Here is a 16250-nt window from a genome sequence, read left to right as displayed (position 1 = left end):
GGAATTAATCTGCCGCTGGAAAATCAGCCGCATTTTCAGCTATCCAGCGAAAAGCAGCCTGCTCACTGGTGAGTTTTACCCCTGTCTCCTGCTCCAGGCGATGTCGGAAAGCTTCAATATGGCAGACCTGCTCCACCATCCGCATGGCATATTGCACTGCCCTGTCCCTGAAGCCGACACCAATTAAATATTTTCTGCCTTCCCTGCTACACCAGCGCACAATGCCCTCTGCACTAAAGCCTGGCCTGCCGCATTTGATTTCGACAAAGATACTCTCACCGACCAATGCCCGCTCTTGGCTCGTAAAGCAGAGTCCGCCCTGACTGATATCTCTGGCTGGCTGAATATGATGCCGCTGCCCCAAACGGTAACTGATAGGGATGCTGCTTGGGTGGCGGATATACTGCCGTAGTTCTTCAATCATTCCAGCAACTTAGCACAAGCGGCTAAAAGTGTGAATCAATAGAGCTTTTTTAGCTTGTCATTGATTAACCCCAGCCGGCCGGTGCTGACCGCACGACGGCGAATACCACGAACCGGGGCAATAAAAAACAGATCCCCATTCTGACCTTCCAGTTGCTCCGGCACTCCGACCGATTTTGCCACCCGGGCATTGGCCCGCATATGTCGATACTCCCCGTGTACAGGAATTGCACAGGCCGGCTTCACCCACTGATACATGGCTTTCAATTCATCCTGAGCCGGATGCCCTGAAGCATGGATGGGAAGACGGCTGTTATCTACCGTGATGACATCAACCTGCATGGCTTTGAGACGATCGATTAAGGCTTCGACTGCCGCCTCGTTGCCAGGGATAACTTTAGCGCTGAATATCACCGTGTCGCCGGGTTCCAGCTGCATATCCCGGAAGCTGTTCTGACTGAGCCGATTCAGTGCCGTGCGCGGCTCACCCTGACTGCCTGTTGCCACCAATAGCACCGTCTGTCTTGGCAGGTACCCCAGATGATGCGGATCAACAAAGGTCTCCACATCGTGCCAGAAGCCGGTTCGTTTGGCTGCGGTGTAGGTATTGATCAGTGACCGTCCCAGTAGGCCCAGATGACGTCCGGTTTGCTGAGCGATATCGGCAATGGTCCTAAGCCGCGCGATATTACTACCGAAGCAGGTCACCACGACACGACCTTTGGCCTGTTCGATATGGTGCTGCAGGCCACGTCTCAACGAGGCTTCTGATGCTGACCAACCGGGCAAATCGGCATTGGTAGAGTCACACACCATGGCATCAATATTGAGTTCAGCCAGTGCCTCGAAGTCAGCTGGCTGATACCGCTCCCCGACCACAGGATCACTGTCAAGCTTCCAGTCCGCAGTATGAAAGACGCTGCCGGCCGGTGTGCTGATCAACAGGGCAAAAGGCTCGGGAATGGAATGTGTTAACTGAATCCAGCGCACATGGAATACCCCGATATCCATTTCCGCTCTCGGCTCAACGATGCTGACCGGAACCTTATCCTGCAGGCCAACCTCTTTGAGCTTGCGGCGCAGAATTTCAGCGGTGTATGCCGTGGTGTAGACCGGGCATTGAAACCGTGACCAGAGGTAAGGCACGGCACCAATGTGATCTTCGTGCGCATGGGTAATAATAAGTCCATCCAGACGATCCTTACGATCAGCGATGAACTGCGGATCAGCCATTTGAATTTCAGCACGGCTGCCGGAAATTGGCTCTCCATCGACATCGGTACGGGATTCGAAAGTCAGTCCGCAATCCACCATCAACCAGCGGCCATCATGACCATACAGGTTGAGATTCATACCGATTTCGCCCGTTCCCCCCAGGGGCAGGAACCAAAAATCTTCTGCGTCCGGCGTCATACCATCCTCATTTATTCAAAATCGGCACCATTATGCCAATTGAGACCGGATTCCGCAGTGGCTGACTGCAATCATGCTCAGCCCTGAGTGTGAATTGCCTCACAACCCGATGCCATGCCATTTGCGTTAAGCGGGCCAAACCCAGACCGTCCAACAGTGGTATAATCTGCGGCTGTTTTGAATCAAGTCATTGATTTAATGACGTTCGCGATGCACAGAGGAGGTCGCTATGACTGCATCCAATCTGATGTCTGAAGGTCTGAACCTGATGCTGGTGGGCATGGGGTTTGTCTTCGTATTCCTGACATTACTGGTTTTCGTGACCAGTTTGATGTCAAAAATCATCACACGCTATGAAAAAGATGTCGGCACCCTGCCGGAAGAAGGTATTCCCGCCCCGACGGCTGTTATCAGCCAGGCGATGAGCAACAGGCAGCACGCCAACGATGATAAAAACCTGATCACCGTCCTTTCCGCTGCGATTCACAAGTTTCGCTCTCGTCGTTAAATAAAACCGCCTGCGTCAGTCAGGCAGTTTCCGTTAGATCAAACCAAGGCCATGAACATGACCGAAGCAAAAAAACCACTTGGCATTACCGACGTCGTTCTGCGTGATGCCCATCAATCTCTGTTTGCCACCCGGCTGCGTCTCGACGACATGCTGCCGATTGCCGACAAGCTCGATCAAGTCGGTTTCTGGTCAGTGGAAAGCTGGGGCGGTGCCACTTTCGATGCCTGTATCCGCTACCTGGGTGAAGATCCCTGGCACCGCATCCGTAGCCTGAAAGCCGCGATGCCAAACACCCGTCAGCAAATGCTGCTACGGGGGCAGAATCTGCTGGGCTACCGTCATTATGCTGACGATGTGGTGAAAAAATTTGTCGAGCGTGCGGCAGTCAATGGGGTCGATGTGTTCCGCGTATTTGACGCAATGAACGACCCACGTAATCTGGAAACCGCGATAAAAGCCGTTCTCGAAAATGACCGTCATGCCCAGGGCACCATCGCCTACACCTTGAGTCCGGTCCACAACCTGCAGATGTGGATTGATATGGCAAAGCGCATCGAGGATATGGGCGCTCATTCCCTGGCCATTAAGGATATGGCTGGTTTGCTTAAGCCTTACGCAGCTTACGAGCTGGTTCAAAATCTTAAGCAAGCTATTGATATCCCGATTCATATGCAATCGCACGCCACAACCGGCCTGTCGACTGCCACCATTATGAAATGTGTTGAAGCCGGCATTGATAATGTCGATACCGCGGTTTCTTCGATGTCGATGACCTACGGTCACTCTGCAACCGAGTCTGTGGTGGCGATTTTTGAAGACACCGATCGCGATACTGGTCTGAATATGCAGCTGCTGGAGGAAATTGCTGCCTATTTCCGTGATATCCGTAAAAAATATGCCCAGTTCGAAGGCTCCCTGCGTGGTGTCGACTCCCGCATTCTGGTGGCCCAAGTGCCGGGTGGCATGCTCACCAATATGGAAAGCCAGCTGCGTGAACAGAATGCACTGGACCGGATGGATGAAGTATTGAAAGAAATTCCCCGTGTGCGTGAAGACTTAGGCTTCATTCCACTGGTCACACCCACCTCGCAAATCGTAGGTACACAGGCTGTGATCAACGTGATGACCGGTGAACGATACAAAACTATCAGCGCCGAGACCGCCGGTGTACTCAAAGGTGAATATGGTGCGGCACCCGCGCCTTACAACAAGGAGCTTCAGGACCGGGTACTGGAAGGCGCAGAACCGATCACCTGTCGACCTGCGGATCTGCTGGAACCGGAAATGGACAAACTCACCACTGAGTTGCTGGAGAAAGCCGATCTGGACGGTATTCAGCTGGCAGAAGGCGAACATCAGGTCGATGATGTACTGACTTACGCCCTGTTCCCGCAAATTGGTCTGAAATTCCTGCAAAACCGTGATAATCCGGATGCTTTTGAACCGGTACCCAGCGATCAGCCACAAGCATCAGCGACATCGGCTGCCAGTTCTGCAGGCGATCAGGAAACCTACACCATCAAGGTCAACGGTCAGGCTTATGTAGTGCAAGTTAACGAAGGCGGCGATATCAGCCATGTTGAAAGCAGTGAAACGACTGCACCACCTGCTGCGTCAGCAGAACCAGCCGGCGAAGGTGAACCGGTTACAGCGCCGTTGTCGGGCAATATCTGGAAAATTCAGGTTAGTCCCGGCCAGCAGGTCAACGAGGGTGACACCCTGCTGATCTTGGAAGCCATGAAAATGGAGACCCAGATTGTGGCATCCAAATCCGGCACTGTCTCGTCTATCTCCGTTAAACAGGGCGACGCCGTCAAAGTCGGTGACCATCTCGCCACTATTGCATAAGCAAGGATTCAATTCATGGAAAAACTGATTCACCTTTGGGAAGTGACAGGTATCTACCAGATCACCCTTGGTCAGGGCGTGATGATATTGATCGGCATGCTGCTGCTCTATCTCGCCATCAAGAAGAACTTTGAGCCATTACTGCTGGTACCAATCGGTTTCGGCGGTGTGCTGGCCAACATCCCCGGCGCCGGTCTCGCTGAAGCCGGCGGTATTCTGCATATCTTTTACACGGTGGGGATTGAGAGTGGTGCCTTTCCGCTGATTATCTTTATGGGGGTCGGCGCAATGACCGACTTCGGACCGCTGCTGGCGAACCCGAAAACCCTGTTTCTGGGCGCGGCGGCGCAATTCGGTATCTTTGCCACGTTGATGGGCGCCGTTGTTCTGTCCTACTACGGTATTTTCGACTTCAGCCTGGCGGATGCAGCGGCTATCGGTATTATCGGTGGCGCCGATGGACCCACTTCCATTTATGTGGCCAGTAAACTGGCGCCGGAATTACTGGGCGCCATTGCTGTTGCCTCCTACTCCTATATGGCGCTGGTCCCGCTAATCCAGCCGCCGATTATGCGTGCTCTGACCTCCGAGGCCGAGCGTAAAATCAAAATGGTCCAGCAACGCCATGTTTCACAGCGTGAGAAAATCGTATTCCCATTGCTGCTGTTGATTCTGGTCGCTTTCCTGCTGCCTGATGCGGCGCCACTGTTGGGTATGTTCTGCTTCGGCAACCTGATGAAGGAATGTGCCGTGGTCGATCGCTTGAGTAACACCACCCAGAACTCATTGATCAACACCGTGACTATCTTCCTGGGTCTGGCAGTGGGTTCCAAGCTCAGTGCAGAAAGCTTCCTGGATATGGCGACACTGGGCATTCTGGTCCTGGGTATGGTGGCATTTGCGATAGGTACCGCGTCCGGTGTCATCATGGCCAAGATACTGAATAAGCTGGTAAAAGCACCGATTAACCCGTTGATTGGTTCCGCCGGTGTATCGGCAGTGCCAATGGCTGCACGGGTGTCGAATAAGCTGGGGCTGGAATCAGATCCGCATAACTTCCTGTTGATGCATGCGATGGGGCCGAACGTGGCCGGGGTGATTGGTTCCGCGGTGGCGGCCGGTATCCTGATAAATTATGTTGGCGCTTAAACCCTGATAAAAACCCGCTTCGGCGGGTTTTTTATTCTTCCTCAAGCAGGCGGGCACTGGCAATTTTATCAACCGCGCCGCTGATGACACAGGCAAAACGATCAATACTGGCTGAGGAGTCAACAGATGTCATCCATTGCCCGGTTTCATTACTGTTGGGAATATGCAGGCTGATATGCTTTGTTTCAGCCAGTCTTTGCAGCTCTTTGGTACTCATGCCGGGCTTAATGAGGTTACAGAACGCTTCGACACGACTGGTATCCCAAATGTAATAAACCGGGTATAAGAGCGCAATAACAATCAAGATTTGAACCAGGCCGACCAGTCCTTTCATAAGCAATACCCCGTTAAGGTAGAATCGCTACACTAACTTTATCCGACGCAAAAATACGCGCTGTACGTCACAGATACTGATGCCTATTTTTTGCTGTTTTTACGAACAGGTCAATTTTCCTGAAATCACCTGTTATCCATATATCAAATTTCGACAAAGGCATACGATGAGTCAGACTATTCAGGTTACGCTGAGCAAGAGCCCGGTTGAGTTATACAAGATTCTCAAGTTTGAAGGTATTGCCGCCAGTGGCGCCGAGGCAAAAATGATGGTCGAACAAGGCCTTGTTCGTGTCAATAATGAAGCGGAGACACGCAAGCGCCGTAAAATTATCGGCGGTGACCGGATTCAGATTGATGACATCTATCTGGTGATATCTGACTGAGCTTCACTATCATCGGCCAACAATTTTTTAGCCTGAAGACGGGGTTTTCTAGCTGCCTGCCTCCCTGTACTGGTGCCATGACAATCGTCTCCTCTTTCAACCGTTTACTCAGGAGCCAGTGATGACTGATATCGAGTCCGAACAGAATCAGATTGTCATTCTCCTGCATGGCCTTGCCCGCTCTGCACGCTCAATGCGCAAGCTGGAAAAGGCACTGCAACAGGTCGGCTATCAGACACGCAATATCGACTATCCCTCTCGCAAGTTTCCTATCGCGAACTTGAGTCAGCAGGTTATCAGCGAGGCGTTGAGAGGGATACCACCATCGATGACAATCCATTTTGTCACGCACTCGCTGGGCAGCATTCTGGTCCGGCATTACCTGGCATCTCAACCGATCCACAACCTGGGTCGTGTGGTGATGTTAGGGCCGCCGAACCAGGGTAGTCAGATTGCTGATTGGCTTCAGCCTTACACCCTGTATCATCGTTTTTTCGGACCGGTCGCTGCACAATTAGGTACCGATCCGCAGAGCCCTCTCAAACAGTTAGGCAGTGCAAAGTTTGAGGTTGGCATTATTGCCGGCTACCGTGCTGTGAATCTTTTATGTGCACCGTTCCTGCCCAAACCCAATGATGGTCAGGTCACGGTGGCAAGTACCCGACTTGAAGGGATGCACGATCATCTCTGTCTGCCTGTCAGCCACGCTTTTATGATGAACAGGCCGATGGTCATCAGACAAGTGCTGTGTTTTTTGAAACAGGGTCATTTTGACCATAACGGGAATCATTGCTGAACGCTATCTGTCAGCAATAGCAGCTGAAATAGAAACAAGGAGAAAACATGCATATATTGATGGTTTTGACCTCTCATGACCGACTGGGCACCACTGGTAAGAAAACCGGATTCTGGCTGGAAGAGTTTGCTGCCCCCTATTATGTCTTTCATGATGCAGGGGTAAAAGTAACCCTGGCCTCGCCCAGAGGCGGCCAGCCACCACTGGATCCTAAAAGTGACAGCCCGGATTTTCAGACAGAGGCGACAGAGCGCTTCAAGCAGGATAACGCTGCTCAGAAACTGCTCGCCAACACCTTGCCCCTGGCACAGGTTCGTGCAGCGGATTACGACGCCGTGTTTTATCCAGGTGGGCATGGACCAATGTGGGATTTGGCGCATTCCTCTTACTCAATCAGTTTGATTGAATCCTTTCTCCAACAGGATAAACCGATCGGCTTTGTCTGCCATGCGCCAGCCGCTTTAGTGAATGTTCACGATAAAGACGGCCAGCCTGTGATCAATAATCGTGCCGTGACGGCATTCAGTAACAGCGAAGAAGCAGCGGTTGGCCTGACTGACATTGTTCCTTTCCTGCTGGAAGATGTACTCAAAGCCCGGGGTGGCTGCTATGTGAAAGCTGATGACTGGACTGAGAACTGCTGTGTAGATGGCCCTCTCATCACTGGCCAGAACCCTCAATCCTCAGAAGCCACAGCCGAGGCCTTGCTCGAGAGCCTCAAACTGGCCGCTTAACTGTTATAATCTGCGGTTTTAACTGAACGGAATAATACCGATGGCAAAAGCGACAGCAAGACATATCCTTGTCGACAGCGAAGAAATCTGTCTGGAACTGAAACGAGAAATCGAACAGGGCGCAGATTTTGGCGATATCGCTAAAGAGCACTCATCCTGCCCTTCAGGCCGCAGCGGCGGCGATCTGGGTGAATTCGGCCCGGGCATGATGGTGCCGGAATTCGACAAGGTCGTTTTTTCAGCACCGGTCAATACCGTGCAGGGTCCCGTGAAAACCCAGTTTGGTTATCACCTGCTGGAAGTGACCAGTCGCAGCGAATAAGACTGACAGTCTTGTGTATGAAAAGCCCCTTGATTGGGGCTTTTTTGTTTTTAACCACAGCAGTACAGATCACACAGACTGATTAAAAAGCCAGAGGCGTTTTTCAGCAACTGCGAGTCCGTGTCTGATACAGCGAATTATTTTAATTTTCCCAGTCATCTTGAGCGAAAGCCGAAGGATCTCGCCCCAACCCTGGAAAAAGATGCCTCCACTGCGGTCGGCATGACAGCCATGGAATCGTTTTCATCCCCCCTGTCATCCTGAGCGGAAGCCGAAGGATCTCATCCCAGCCCTGGAAAAGTTACCTCCACTCCAGTCGGTATGACAGCCACGGCGTCGTTTTCATCCCCCCTGTCATTCTGAGCGAAAGCCGAAGGATCTCGCCCCAACCCTGGAAAAAGATGCCTCCACTGCGGTCGGCATGACAGCCATGGAATCGTTTTCATCCCCCCTGTCATCCTGAGCGGAAGCCGAAGGATCTCATCCCAGCCCTGGAAAAGTTACCTCCACTCCAGTCGGTATGACAGCCACGGCGTCGTTTTCATCCCCCCTGTCATTCTGAGCGAAAGCCGAAGGATCTCATCCCAACCCTGGAAAAGATGCCTCCACTACGGTCGGCATGAGAGCTATGGAACCGTTTTCATTCCCCCTGTCATCCTGAGCGGGAGCAGAAGGGTCTCATCCCAACACTAGAAAAGATGCCTCCACTACGGTCGTCATGACAGCTATGGAATCGTTTTCATTCCCCCTGTCATCCTGAGCGGAAGCCCAGGGATCTCATCCCAGCCTTGGAAGAGATGCCTCCACTACGGTCGGCATGACAGCTATGGAACCGTTTTCATTCCCCCTGTCATCCTGAGCGTGAGCCGAAGGATCTCATCCCAACCCTAGAAAAAATACCTCAAGAACGGACGCCATAACAGGTTTGCTGGATACCGCCGTTCAGATCACTATGACAATCTTGTGTAGTCACTACTCTCTGTGAAGTCTGTGTCTGTGTTTTAACAACATCAGCGGACAAGACGATAATCCGGCAAATGCGCAAGCAGTTGCTTACCGTAACCTTTCGTTAACAAACGCCGATCCAGAATCGTAATGCGGCCGCTATCCGTCTCTTTGCGTAGCAAACGCCCACAGGCCTGAATCAGTTTTACGCTGACTGCCGGCAGAGACAAGGCTGTAAATGGCTGACCGCCACGGCGAATGATCCATTCCTGCTTGGCTTGCTCTATAGGCCGGGTAAAGACAGGAAACGGCAGCTTGGTGATAATCACATGCGTGCACAGATTACCCGGCAGATCCACGCCCTCGGCAAAGCGATCCATGCCGAAAATAATGCTACCGTGACCCGCTTCCACTTGGCGAATATGGCGCTGCACCATGTTTTTCGGTGACAGCGTATCCCCCTGAATCAATACCAGCCGGCTGATCTCAGCAGGCAACTGCCGATACACCGCTTCCATCACCTCACGGGAAGTAAACAGCACCAAGGTCGCTTCAGAGGTATCAATCACCTCTTTCAACCTGGTGACTACCTCCCGACGCCACTGTTGTTGCTGTTCATTAGGCAGGTATTGCATCGCCGGCAGATTCAGGGTGGCCTGATCGTTGTATTTGAATGGCGACGGCACCGCCAGAAAATGCTGCTCATCAAACCGGTGCAGACCACAGTCCATTCGGAAACGATGAAACAACCCCATTCCCCGCAAAGTCGCTGAAGTCAGCACAACACCGAATGCCCGTGTCCACAGACTGCGATCCAGAAAATAGGCCGCTGTCATGGGCCCGGCATGAATCACCAGGGTTTGTTGTTTGGCAAACTGGTCCACAGATAGCCAGCGGACATTGGGTGGCCGGTCTTCCTGATCAGGCTCCAGAAACAGTGCCATAAAATCAATCAGGTAACCGAAAATGTTCTGCACAGTACCGACCTGCGGTAGCAGCGCTTCACCGACTTTGTTGGAGAGCTGGGTTTTCTCCAGTCCTTCTTTAATCCATTTAGCCAGTACCGAATAATGCTTATAGATGTTGTTTGCTCTTTGCAGCAGATTCTGACAAGGGATCAACAGGGCATTGACCAGCGGACTGTTCCAGAAAATACGCGGTTCGCTAATTCGTTTTTCCAATAAATCATGGACCAGTCCGTCACTTTGCAGGATGGTTTCCATCTGTTGTAGATGGCTGATCACAGCAGGTAAATCGCGTCGTAATTCACTGAGCATATAACCGAAATCATGCTGACGAAATGCCAGCGCTGATGGAATTTTCTTCAAAACACTGTCAGCGGTTTCGGTGGTCTGATACAGCTGCATAAAATTGAGTGCTTTCGCCGCATGGTCGAGTGCTTTGCGCGGCAGGTTATGTGCTTCGTCGAAGACAAACAGCACCTCTTCCGGGTTGGGTAACACTAGCCCCCCCCCCAGATCGGCATCACTCAATATCAGATCATGGTTTGCCACCACCACCTGGGCACTGACCATCTCACGGCGTAATTTGTAATAGGGGCAGCGAAGATAAAACGAGCAGCTCTTACCGGCACAGCCCTCGGAATCAGTGGATATCTGGTTCCATAAATCCGCGCTGACCTTATCCCGCCGGCTGTCGCGATCACCATCCCAACGTTCCTGGTCCCACTCACTCAACATCTGCTTCGCTGCCGCCATATGCAGCGCCTGCTGGTATTTGGCGTCGATATCAATATCCAGCGTTTGTTGCTCGGGTGCGGTTGCCAGTTGGCTGAGTTTACTGGGACAAAGATAACGCCGCCGTCCTTTCACCTGAACAAAGCGAATCGGTTGCGCCAGGGCTGCGGAGAACTGGGGCAAATCTTTCTGGATCAACTGTTGTTGAAGATTGACCGTGGCGGTGCTTATCACCAGTGTTTTTTTGTTATTGATGGCCGACTCAATCGTGCCACTGAGATAGGCCAGTGTTTTGCCAACACCGGTGGGGGCTTCTACCACAGCAATACGCTGTTGCGGTGGTCTCGCCATTTGCATGGCGATAAAATCACTCATCTGCTGTTGCTGTGGCCGCGGTTTGAAGTCAGGGATCGCCGCCTGCAAACGACCGAAGATCGATTCTGACAAGTTCAGCCTCCGACCTGATAAGTCAGCGGCTCATCACGGAGGTATTCGAGAATGTTGCTGACCGTGGTCTCTGCAATGTGCTGCAGCGCTTCTTTGGTGAAATAAGCCTGGTGGCCGGTGACGATGACATTAGGCAAGGTGATGAGACGCTGAATCACATCATCCTGAATAATATCCAGCGAATGATCCTCAAAAAACAAACTACCTTCCTGCTCATAAACATCGATTCCCAGGTAGGCAATGTGATGGGCTTTCAGACCGTCCAGCACGGCCTGAGTATCCATTAATGCACCGCGGCTGGTGTTGATCAGCATCATGCCCTGCTTTAGACGGGCGACGCTGTCACGGTTAATGATATGCCGTGTGTGTTCATTCAACGGACAATGCAGGCTAATGATATCGCTGGTCTCAAACAGCATCTCAAGTGTTGCGGTCTCATAACCCCGTTGACGGCAGTTGTCTTCGTTAAAGGGATCGTAAATCAGTATCCGGCAACCAAATGCCCGCATCCGCTCGGCGACCAGCATGCCAATTTTGCCGCCCCCTATAATGCCAAGCGTTTTACCGTAAAAATCAAAACCCAGCAGCCCATCCAGTGAAAAGTTGCCATCGCGGACACGATTATAGGCGCGCGGTAGTTTCCGGCTCAGCGCCAGCATCAGAGCAATGGTATGTTCTGCCACCGCATAGGGAGAATAAGCGGGCACATTAACAACACGAATGCCGAGTTCTTTCGCCGCCGTCAAATCCACCTGATTGAATCCGGCACAACGCAAGGCAATCAATCGGGTGCCCCCTTCCGCCATTAGCGTCAGGGTTTCTCGCCCTAAATCGTCATTGACAAAGGCGCTGACGATTTCGGCGCCCTGTGCCATTACGGCCGTCGACGGCTTGAGCTCCAGTTCAAAACACTGAAACGCCAGTTCAGCGGTAGCTGCCCGGGCTAGAAATGTCTGGTCATAGGGTTTGGCACTGAAAACAGCTATCTGCACGATGTAGCCTGATCGGTTGGTGATGATTTAAGCCCCTATTGTCCTAATCTGACCCAGGCAATTCAATCTTTATCCGGTGCAAATTGTCTGGAAATTTCTTACACTGCTAATAAGCGTCGACAGGAAGCACGGCATTATGGCGATAACACCTCACCGCCCCATTAGCACCTTATGCCTGAATCCGGCACTGGATGTGACTTATCATGTCAACAGGCTGATTCCTGATGAGAAGTCCCGTGCAGACTCCGCGCGTTACGATCCGGGTGGTAACGGCATCAACATTGGCCGGGCCCTGACCCGCCTTGATATTGAATCTCACACTATCTGCGTCATCGCCGGCGCTGTCGGCCAAATTTTCAGAACCCTGCTATATGAGCATTTGCCTCATGTCGTCTATGAAGAAGTCAGCGGTGAAACCCGTAGCAATACCACCATTATTGAAACAGGCCCGCACAATCAATTTCATATGACCAGTAGTGGCACTGATATCCCTGAGCCGGATATCAAGCGGATCGCTGATGATTTTATTGAAGTTACCGGTGATGGCTACGGCATTATCACCGGTTCCTGTCAGCCCAATGTCTCGCTCTCCCTTTATGCCGAGTTGGTAGAGCGAATTAACCGCCAGGGCGGCCGTGCTGTGGTTGATGTGCATGGCGAAATGCTGAAACGGGCTATTGCTGCCAAACCGTTCATGATTAAGCCCAATAAGTACGAACTGGAAATGATGCTGGATGAGTCCTTACCGACGCCGGAAGCCGTCGCCCACAGTGCCCGCTTGATCCAGCAGGGTGGCGTGGCCTATGTCTGCGTCTCACTCAGTCATGAAGGCGCCCTACTGGTGACACCGGAAAACAGCTACTTCGCCAAAGCGCTGGACGTGACGGTTAACACCACTGTTGGGGCGGGTGACTCAATGGTTGCGGGTCTGGTTGCAGGTTTCAGCCTGCATGACACGCCGGAAAAGATTCTGACTCTGGGACTGGCCTGCGGTGCCGGCACAGTCATGCATCCCGGCACCGAATTATTTGACGGGAGCGATATCGACTGCCTGAGCAAACAGGTTGTCATTACCAAGCTCGATATCTAGCAGACAGCTCAACCGTATTCAGCTCATTATTATTGCTGTTCAAACTACTCTGCGCTCAACGCTTCTCCAGACCAGACCAATCAGTGCCAGCCCCACTGTGACAAAAAGCATGATTGCTGTCGGTATATCCAGAGCCCACAAAGTCAGGCCTGAGTATGATAACCAGAGGATAGGGATCAGTGTCATAAGCCACGAGCGCCAGCCTCTGAACAGGACCAGGGCCAGCCCCAGTGTGGTGACTGAGGTTGGGTCAGGAAAAACGCCGAAAACCTCAGCCTGCCACCAATTGCCAGTCATTAAAAGACCGGCAACGGGCAGGCCTATCAGGCCAGAAAGCGCTATTATGCTAGCAAGAAAAGTAACAACAGCATTGCCAGGGCTGCTATTGAATCCAGGGCTGAGAAAAGCCGTCAACAACAATCCGGCCTGGATAAAAAACGCATAGGCCATATAGCGGCCAGCCCAGTTAAGTTCGGCGTACAACTGTATAAAAAAGGCCACCGCAACAAATGCCCATAGTGGTGCCATCAGCAGGCTTACGATCCGTGCACGTTGATGCAGCGCCAGCCAGACACTGACCATCCCCAGTATCATTGTCAGCAACTGTAACGGCCAGTAAGACTCGCTCATGCGTTCCAGTAAGCGGAAATAGATATCAGCGGTAAAAGGAATAAAATCCTGCAGCGAATAGCTCAAGCCGGTGCTCATAGCGACTCAATATATTTCACCATCTTCTGCCGGGTGTTAGCTGAGGGCATCGCCCCCATGCCGGCCCGCATATTTTCACGCAGATGCGCGACTTGCGTGGTCGCTGGAATGGCACAAGTCAAAGCTGGGTGACTCACGATAAACTTCAACAGAAAATCGGCCCAGCTTGTGCAAGCAAATTCTTCGACCGCCCACTCAGGCAAGGGCTCATTACGGCGTTTCAAGCCTTTAATCAGGCTACCGCCATCATAAGGCCGGTTGGCAATGACAGCGATCCCCCGCTCCTGAGCCAGCGGCAGCAGCCGCTTTTCCACTTCACGATGCCTGATGTTATAAGTCAGCTGTGCAAAATCAATCTCCTCAGACGCCATGATTTGCTCAAACTCGCTGTGGCGGCGTCCATGCGAAGTGGTAATACCAATATGTCTAATGAGGCCTGCTTGTTTCATTTCCCGTAGCGCCGCGAGGTGCTCGCGCCAGTCTGTGAGGTTATGCACCTGCACAAGGTCAAATTGCTCGAGATTCCAGCGGTCGAGCAAGTTAGCAACCTGCTCACGGGCACTGCCACCGGCCGGACTCCAGACCTTTTCCGCAGAAAACAGGCTGTCGGGTACGCCCAGCTGTTCTAAAGCATAGCCCATCACATCGGGCGCTGAACCATACATCGGCGAGGAATCAATCAGCCCGCCATTCAGTTCAAAAAACGCTTTGACCACCTCGGTTCGGACATCCAGCAACTTCGGATCGCTACCCACATTGAAAGTTTGCCAGGTGCCGAGGCCAATAACCGGTAGTGTTTTGTTATCAGAATAAGGTTTGCGTAGTAGTTTCTCGCTTGCAGCGAAGCTTGATATAGGTGGCAGGAGCGTCACAATCAGACCGGTGCCGAGCATTTTGAGACTGTGCCTGCGGGTGAAGCGGTTTTTCATAGGCCACGCTCCTTGAGGTATTTTCAGAACACTGCACCGGGGATGCTGAAGATTTCATCAAACCATAGCAGCACTCTGCGTTGACTGACAAACCTCTGCACTCATCTAATCCGGCTCGTAGCTCGTAGGTTGGGCTAAGGCACGAAGCTCAATAATATCAGGATGTTGGGCTTGATAAATCAGCCCAAGCTACCACGCTAATACATCACCCTGCCGTAAATCATACCTTCAATTTCTGCTTCAGTTGCCGGATGTTTTGCTAGATGCCGTTTTAAGCGACCACTGGCAGGAAACTCTGCCCCCTTTTCCCTTAAAATATCGATAGCCTTCTCCTTGTAGGGTTGCATTTCCGCATTTGCCATAGCACCCTCAACATAAGCGGCCAGCGTCTGGAGATCACCATCAAAACCTTGCTCCAAAAAAAAGACTGTTAAATCAAATCGGCCAGGAGTTAGACACATAGATGCCGCAGTCTCTCCGAACCGGTTGCTCCATGTCATATCAGCACCGTTATCCAATAAAATCTGGATATTCTCCAACCGCCCCTGACCTGAAGCCACCATCAGCATAGACTCATCACGTCTACCTATTTGGTTGACATCGCCGCCATAACGAATAAGAAGCTTCAAAAATTCTGGCTTGTTCCCGCCTGAGGCCAGCCACATGGCTGATACTTCTCGCTCAGGATCTTGATAGTTGGGATCGGCGCCGTTTTTTAACATAAATTCGATGGCGGTCAGATCATTGGCATGCTCTTCAGAGATTAGCCAGAACAGTGGTGTGATACCCTCCTTGCCTACGGCATTAATATCTACGCCGGCCTTGAGCAGCTTATCCGCCCGCTGGTAGTCATTATCGATGACAGCATCAACAAACCGACTCACCTCAGGGCTAAATACCTCATTCAACGTCATGCCACCTATCCCATCAGCTTTACATCCGGTTATAGTGATGAGTGCGAAAGCCAGGCAATACCTGAAAAAAAATTCTAGCGTAGTTCTCTTTGAAGCGATGTTAAGTCGCTTACGAAGATGACTTCTGTTCATTTTTTATTCTTCTAGTCCGGAGCAGCTTAACAAGTGCGTAACCGATAAATGGAATGATCGCTACATAAAGAGCAAAGATGTTTGCACGCTCTTTTTCCTCATCGAACAACACTAGCTCTCTACCTCCTATTTTAAGCTGCATTAGAGTCGATGCTATAAAATACCCCTCAAAATACAATCCTTTCGGAGAAGGTATATTTTTATACAGGTAATCACACGTTTTATGCGGAAAGTAAAAGTCAAGGTTATGACTATTATCGAGATTCACCATGATTCGATATTCTTCAGTTTTACCTTTGTCCGTAAGATAACATTTCAAACTTAGTATCTTTCCTTGATAAAGGTTTAGCCGCTGAACCTCGGAAGGCTTATCCGTTTTAACCCATAAAAGAGAATAAACACCAAGTAAGTAGAACCCTGAAATTAAGATGATAATTATCGACTTCAACTTATGCTCAGTAATTTATTTCAATTGTAAGAA

At 51.4% G+C, this 16250-nt stretch carries 17 protein-coding genes; 8 read left to right on the top strand and 9 right to left on the bottom strand.

All coding sequences use genetic code 11. The annotated features are described in order from the left end of the window. Positions 1-4 precede the first annotated feature (4 nt). Both OMQ46_RS03640 and OMQ46_RS03635 read right to left on the bottom strand, forming a co-directional pair. Positions 5-424: a PilZ domain-containing protein gene (locus OMQ46_RS03640; RefSeq protein WP_266235762.1), complete on the bottom strand. Its 420-nt coding sequence runs from the start codon at positions 422-424 to the stop codon at positions 5-7. Positions 425-459: 35 nt separating this feature from the next. Further along, positions 460-1836 (bottom strand): ribonuclease J, encoded by a 1377-nt coding sequence (locus OMQ46_RS03635; RefSeq protein ID WP_266235764.1) that lies wholly within the window; start codon positions 1834-1836, stop codon positions 460-462. A gap of 229 nt (positions 1837-2065) precedes the next feature. On the opposite strand from OMQ46_RS03635, the gene OMQ46_RS03630 reads away from it, so the two are divergent. Genes OMQ46_RS03630 through OMQ46_RS03620 form a run of 3 tightly spaced genes read left to right on the top strand, consistent with a single transcriptional unit; the run spans position 2066 to position 5344 of the window. Continuing rightward, positions 2066-2344: an OadG family protein gene (locus OMQ46_RS03630; protein WP_266235766.1), complete on the top strand. Its 279-nt coding sequence runs from the start codon at positions 2066-2068 to the stop codon at positions 2342-2344. Positions 2345-2401: 57 nt separating this feature from the next. Beyond that, positions 2402-4195, top strand: a complete 1794-nt coding sequence (gene oadA / locus OMQ46_RS03625; protein ID WP_266235768.1) for a sodium-extruding oxaloacetate decarboxylase subunit alpha — start codon at positions 2402-2404, stop codon at positions 4193-4195. A 15-nt stretch (positions 4196-4210) separates the two neighbouring features. Next, positions 4211-5344 carry a sodium ion-translocating decarboxylase subunit beta gene (locus tag OMQ46_RS03620; protein WP_266235769.1) on the top strand — a complete coding sequence of 378 codons (1134 nt, stop codon included), beginning with the start codon at positions 4211-4213 and terminating at the stop codon, positions 5342-5344. Positions 5345-5375: 31 nt separating this feature from the next. Here OMQ46_RS03620 and OMQ46_RS03615 read toward each other — a convergent pair whose 3' ends face one another. Beyond that, complete coding sequence (locus OMQ46_RS03615) at positions 5376-5678, bottom strand: hypothetical protein (protein WP_266235771.1); 303 nt, start codon at positions 5676-5678, stop codon at positions 5376-5378. 166 nt (positions 5679-5844) lie between these two features. Here OMQ46_RS03615 and OMQ46_RS03610 point away from each other — a divergent pair, with 166 nt between their 5' ends. The 4 genes from OMQ46_RS03610 (at position 5845) to OMQ46_RS03595 (ending at position 7915) form a co-directional block, all read left to right on the top strand. After that, the gene (locus OMQ46_RS03610) at positions 5845-6063 is read left to right on the top strand and encodes an RNA-binding S4 domain-containing protein (RefSeq protein WP_266235772.1); all 219 of its coding nucleotides are present in this window, start codon (positions 5845-5847) and stop codon (positions 6061-6063) included. Positions 6064-6184: 121 nt separating this feature from the next. Next, positions 6185-6859: an esterase/lipase family protein gene (locus OMQ46_RS03605; RefSeq protein ID WP_266235773.1), complete on the top strand. Its 675-nt coding sequence runs from the start codon at positions 6185-6187 to the stop codon at positions 6857-6859. Positions 6860-6906: 47 nt separating this feature from the next. Next, positions 6907-7593, top strand: coding sequence for a type 1 glutamine amidotransferase domain-containing protein (locus tag OMQ46_RS03600; RefSeq protein WP_266235775.1), 687 nt, complete (start codon positions 6907-6909; stop codon positions 7591-7593). A gap of 40 nt (positions 7594-7633) precedes the next feature. After that, complete coding sequence (locus OMQ46_RS03595) at positions 7634-7915, top strand: peptidylprolyl isomerase (protein ID WP_266235777.1); 282 nt, start codon at positions 7634-7636, stop codon at positions 7913-7915. A 1010-nt stretch (positions 7916-8925) separates the two neighbouring features. Here OMQ46_RS03595 and dinG read toward each other — a convergent pair. Together dinG and OMQ46_RS03585 are read right to left on the bottom strand one after the other, a co-directional pair. Beyond that, positions 8926-11004 carry an ATP-dependent DNA helicase DinG gene (dinG, locus tag OMQ46_RS03590; protein WP_266235779.1) on the bottom strand — a complete coding sequence of 693 codons (2079 nt, stop codon included), beginning with the start codon at positions 11002-11004 and terminating at the stop codon, positions 8926-8928. A 2-nt stretch (positions 11005-11006) separates the two neighbouring features. After that, the gene (locus tag OMQ46_RS03585; protein WP_266235781.1) at positions 11007-11996 is read right to left on the bottom strand and encodes a 2-hydroxyacid dehydrogenase; all 990 of its coding nucleotides are present in this window, start codon (positions 11994-11996) and stop codon (positions 11007-11009) included. 136 nt (positions 11997-12132) lie between these two features. On the opposite strand from OMQ46_RS03585, the gene OMQ46_RS03580 reads away from it, so the two are divergent. After that, positions 12133-13086, top strand: a complete 954-nt coding sequence (locus OMQ46_RS03580; RefSeq protein ID WP_266235855.1) for a 1-phosphofructokinase family hexose kinase — start codon at positions 12133-12135, stop codon at positions 13084-13086. 39 nt (positions 13087-13125) lie between these two features. On the opposite strand, the gene OMQ46_RS03575 is transcribed toward OMQ46_RS03580, so the two are convergent. The 4 genes from OMQ46_RS03575 to OMQ46_RS03560 form a co-directional block, all read right to left on the bottom strand. Further along, positions 13126-13794, bottom strand: a complete 669-nt coding sequence (locus OMQ46_RS03575) for a DUF6064 family protein (protein WP_266235785.1) — start codon at positions 13792-13794, stop codon at positions 13126-13128. After that, positions 13791-14723: an aldo/keto reductase gene (locus tag OMQ46_RS03570; protein ID WP_266235787.1), complete on the bottom strand. Its 933-nt coding sequence runs from the start codon at positions 14721-14723 to the stop codon at positions 13791-13793. Before OMQ46_RS03570 ends, OMQ46_RS03575 begins: the two co-directional genes overlap by 4 nt. Before the next feature lie 197 nt (positions 14724-14920). Continuing rightward, positions 14921-15637: an ankyrin repeat domain-containing protein gene (locus tag OMQ46_RS03565; RefSeq protein ID WP_266235789.1), complete on the bottom strand. Its 717-nt coding sequence runs from the start codon at positions 15635-15637 to the stop codon at positions 14921-14923. 109 nt (positions 15638-15746) lie between these two features. Beyond that, on the bottom strand, positions 15747-16217 hold the full coding sequence (locus OMQ46_RS03560) for a hypothetical protein (RefSeq protein ID WP_266235790.1): 471 nt from the start codon (positions 16215-16217) through the stop codon (positions 15747-15749). Positions 16218-16250 lie beyond the last annotated feature (33 nt).

The sequence above is a fragment of the Methylophaga sp. OBS1 genome, assembly GCF_026319365.1.
Note: the sequence above shows the minus strand (reverse complement) of the source record. Positions and strands in the feature narration are given on the sequence as shown.

Bases quoted from the DNA above. Each gene is read 5' to 3' on its own strand.
- OMQ46_RS03595 (WP_266235777.1), top strand. From the start codon at position 7,634: ATGGCAAAAGCGACAGCAAGACATATCCTTGTCGACAGCGAAGAAATC.
- OMQ46_RS03610 (WP_266235772.1), top strand. From the start codon at position 5,845: ATGAGTCAGACTATTCAGGTTACGCTGAGCAAGAGCCCGGTTGAGTTA.
- OMQ46_RS03640 (WP_266235762.1), bottom strand. From the start codon at position 424: ATGATTGAAGAACTACGGCAGTATATCCGCCACCCAAGCAGCATCCCT.
- OMQ46_RS03580 (WP_266235855.1), top strand. From the start codon at position 12,133: ATGGCGATAACACCTCACCGCCCCATTAGCACCTTATGCCTGAATCCG.
- OMQ46_RS03630 (WP_266235766.1), top strand. From the start codon at position 2,066: ATGACTGCATCCAATCTGATGTCTGAAGGTCTGAACCTGATGCTGGTG.
- OMQ46_RS03570 (WP_266235787.1), bottom strand. From the start codon at position 14,723: ATGAAAAACCGCTTCACCCGCAGGCACAGTCTCAAAATGCTCGGCACC.
- oadA (WP_266235768.1), top strand. From the start codon at position 2,402: ATGACCGAAGCAAAAAAACCACTTGGCATTACCGACGTCGTTCTGCGT.
- OMQ46_RS03605 (WP_266235773.1), top strand. From the start codon at position 6,185: ATGACTGATATCGAGTCCGAACAGAATCAGATTGTCATTCTCCTGCAT.
- OMQ46_RS03575 (WP_266235785.1), bottom strand. From the start codon at position 13,794: ATGAGCACCGGCTTGAGCTATTCGCTGCAGGATTTTATTCCTTTTACC.
- OMQ46_RS03635 (WP_266235764.1), bottom strand. From the start codon at position 1,836: ATGACGCCGGACGCAGAAGATTTTTGGTTCCTGCCCCTGGGGGGAACG.
- OMQ46_RS03615 (WP_266235771.1), bottom strand. From the start codon at position 5,678: ATGAAAGGACTGGTCGGCCTGGTTCAAATCTTGATTGTTATTGCGCTC.
- OMQ46_RS03565 (WP_266235789.1), bottom strand. From the start codon at position 15,637: ATGACGTTGAATGAGGTATTTAGCCCTGAGGTGAGTCGGTTTGTTGAT.
- OMQ46_RS03600 (WP_266235775.1), top strand. From the start codon at position 6,907: ATGCATATATTGATGGTTTTGACCTCTCATGACCGACTGGGCACCACT.
- OMQ46_RS03620 (WP_266235769.1), top strand. From the start codon at position 4,211: ATGGAAAAACTGATTCACCTTTGGGAAGTGACAGGTATCTACCAGATC.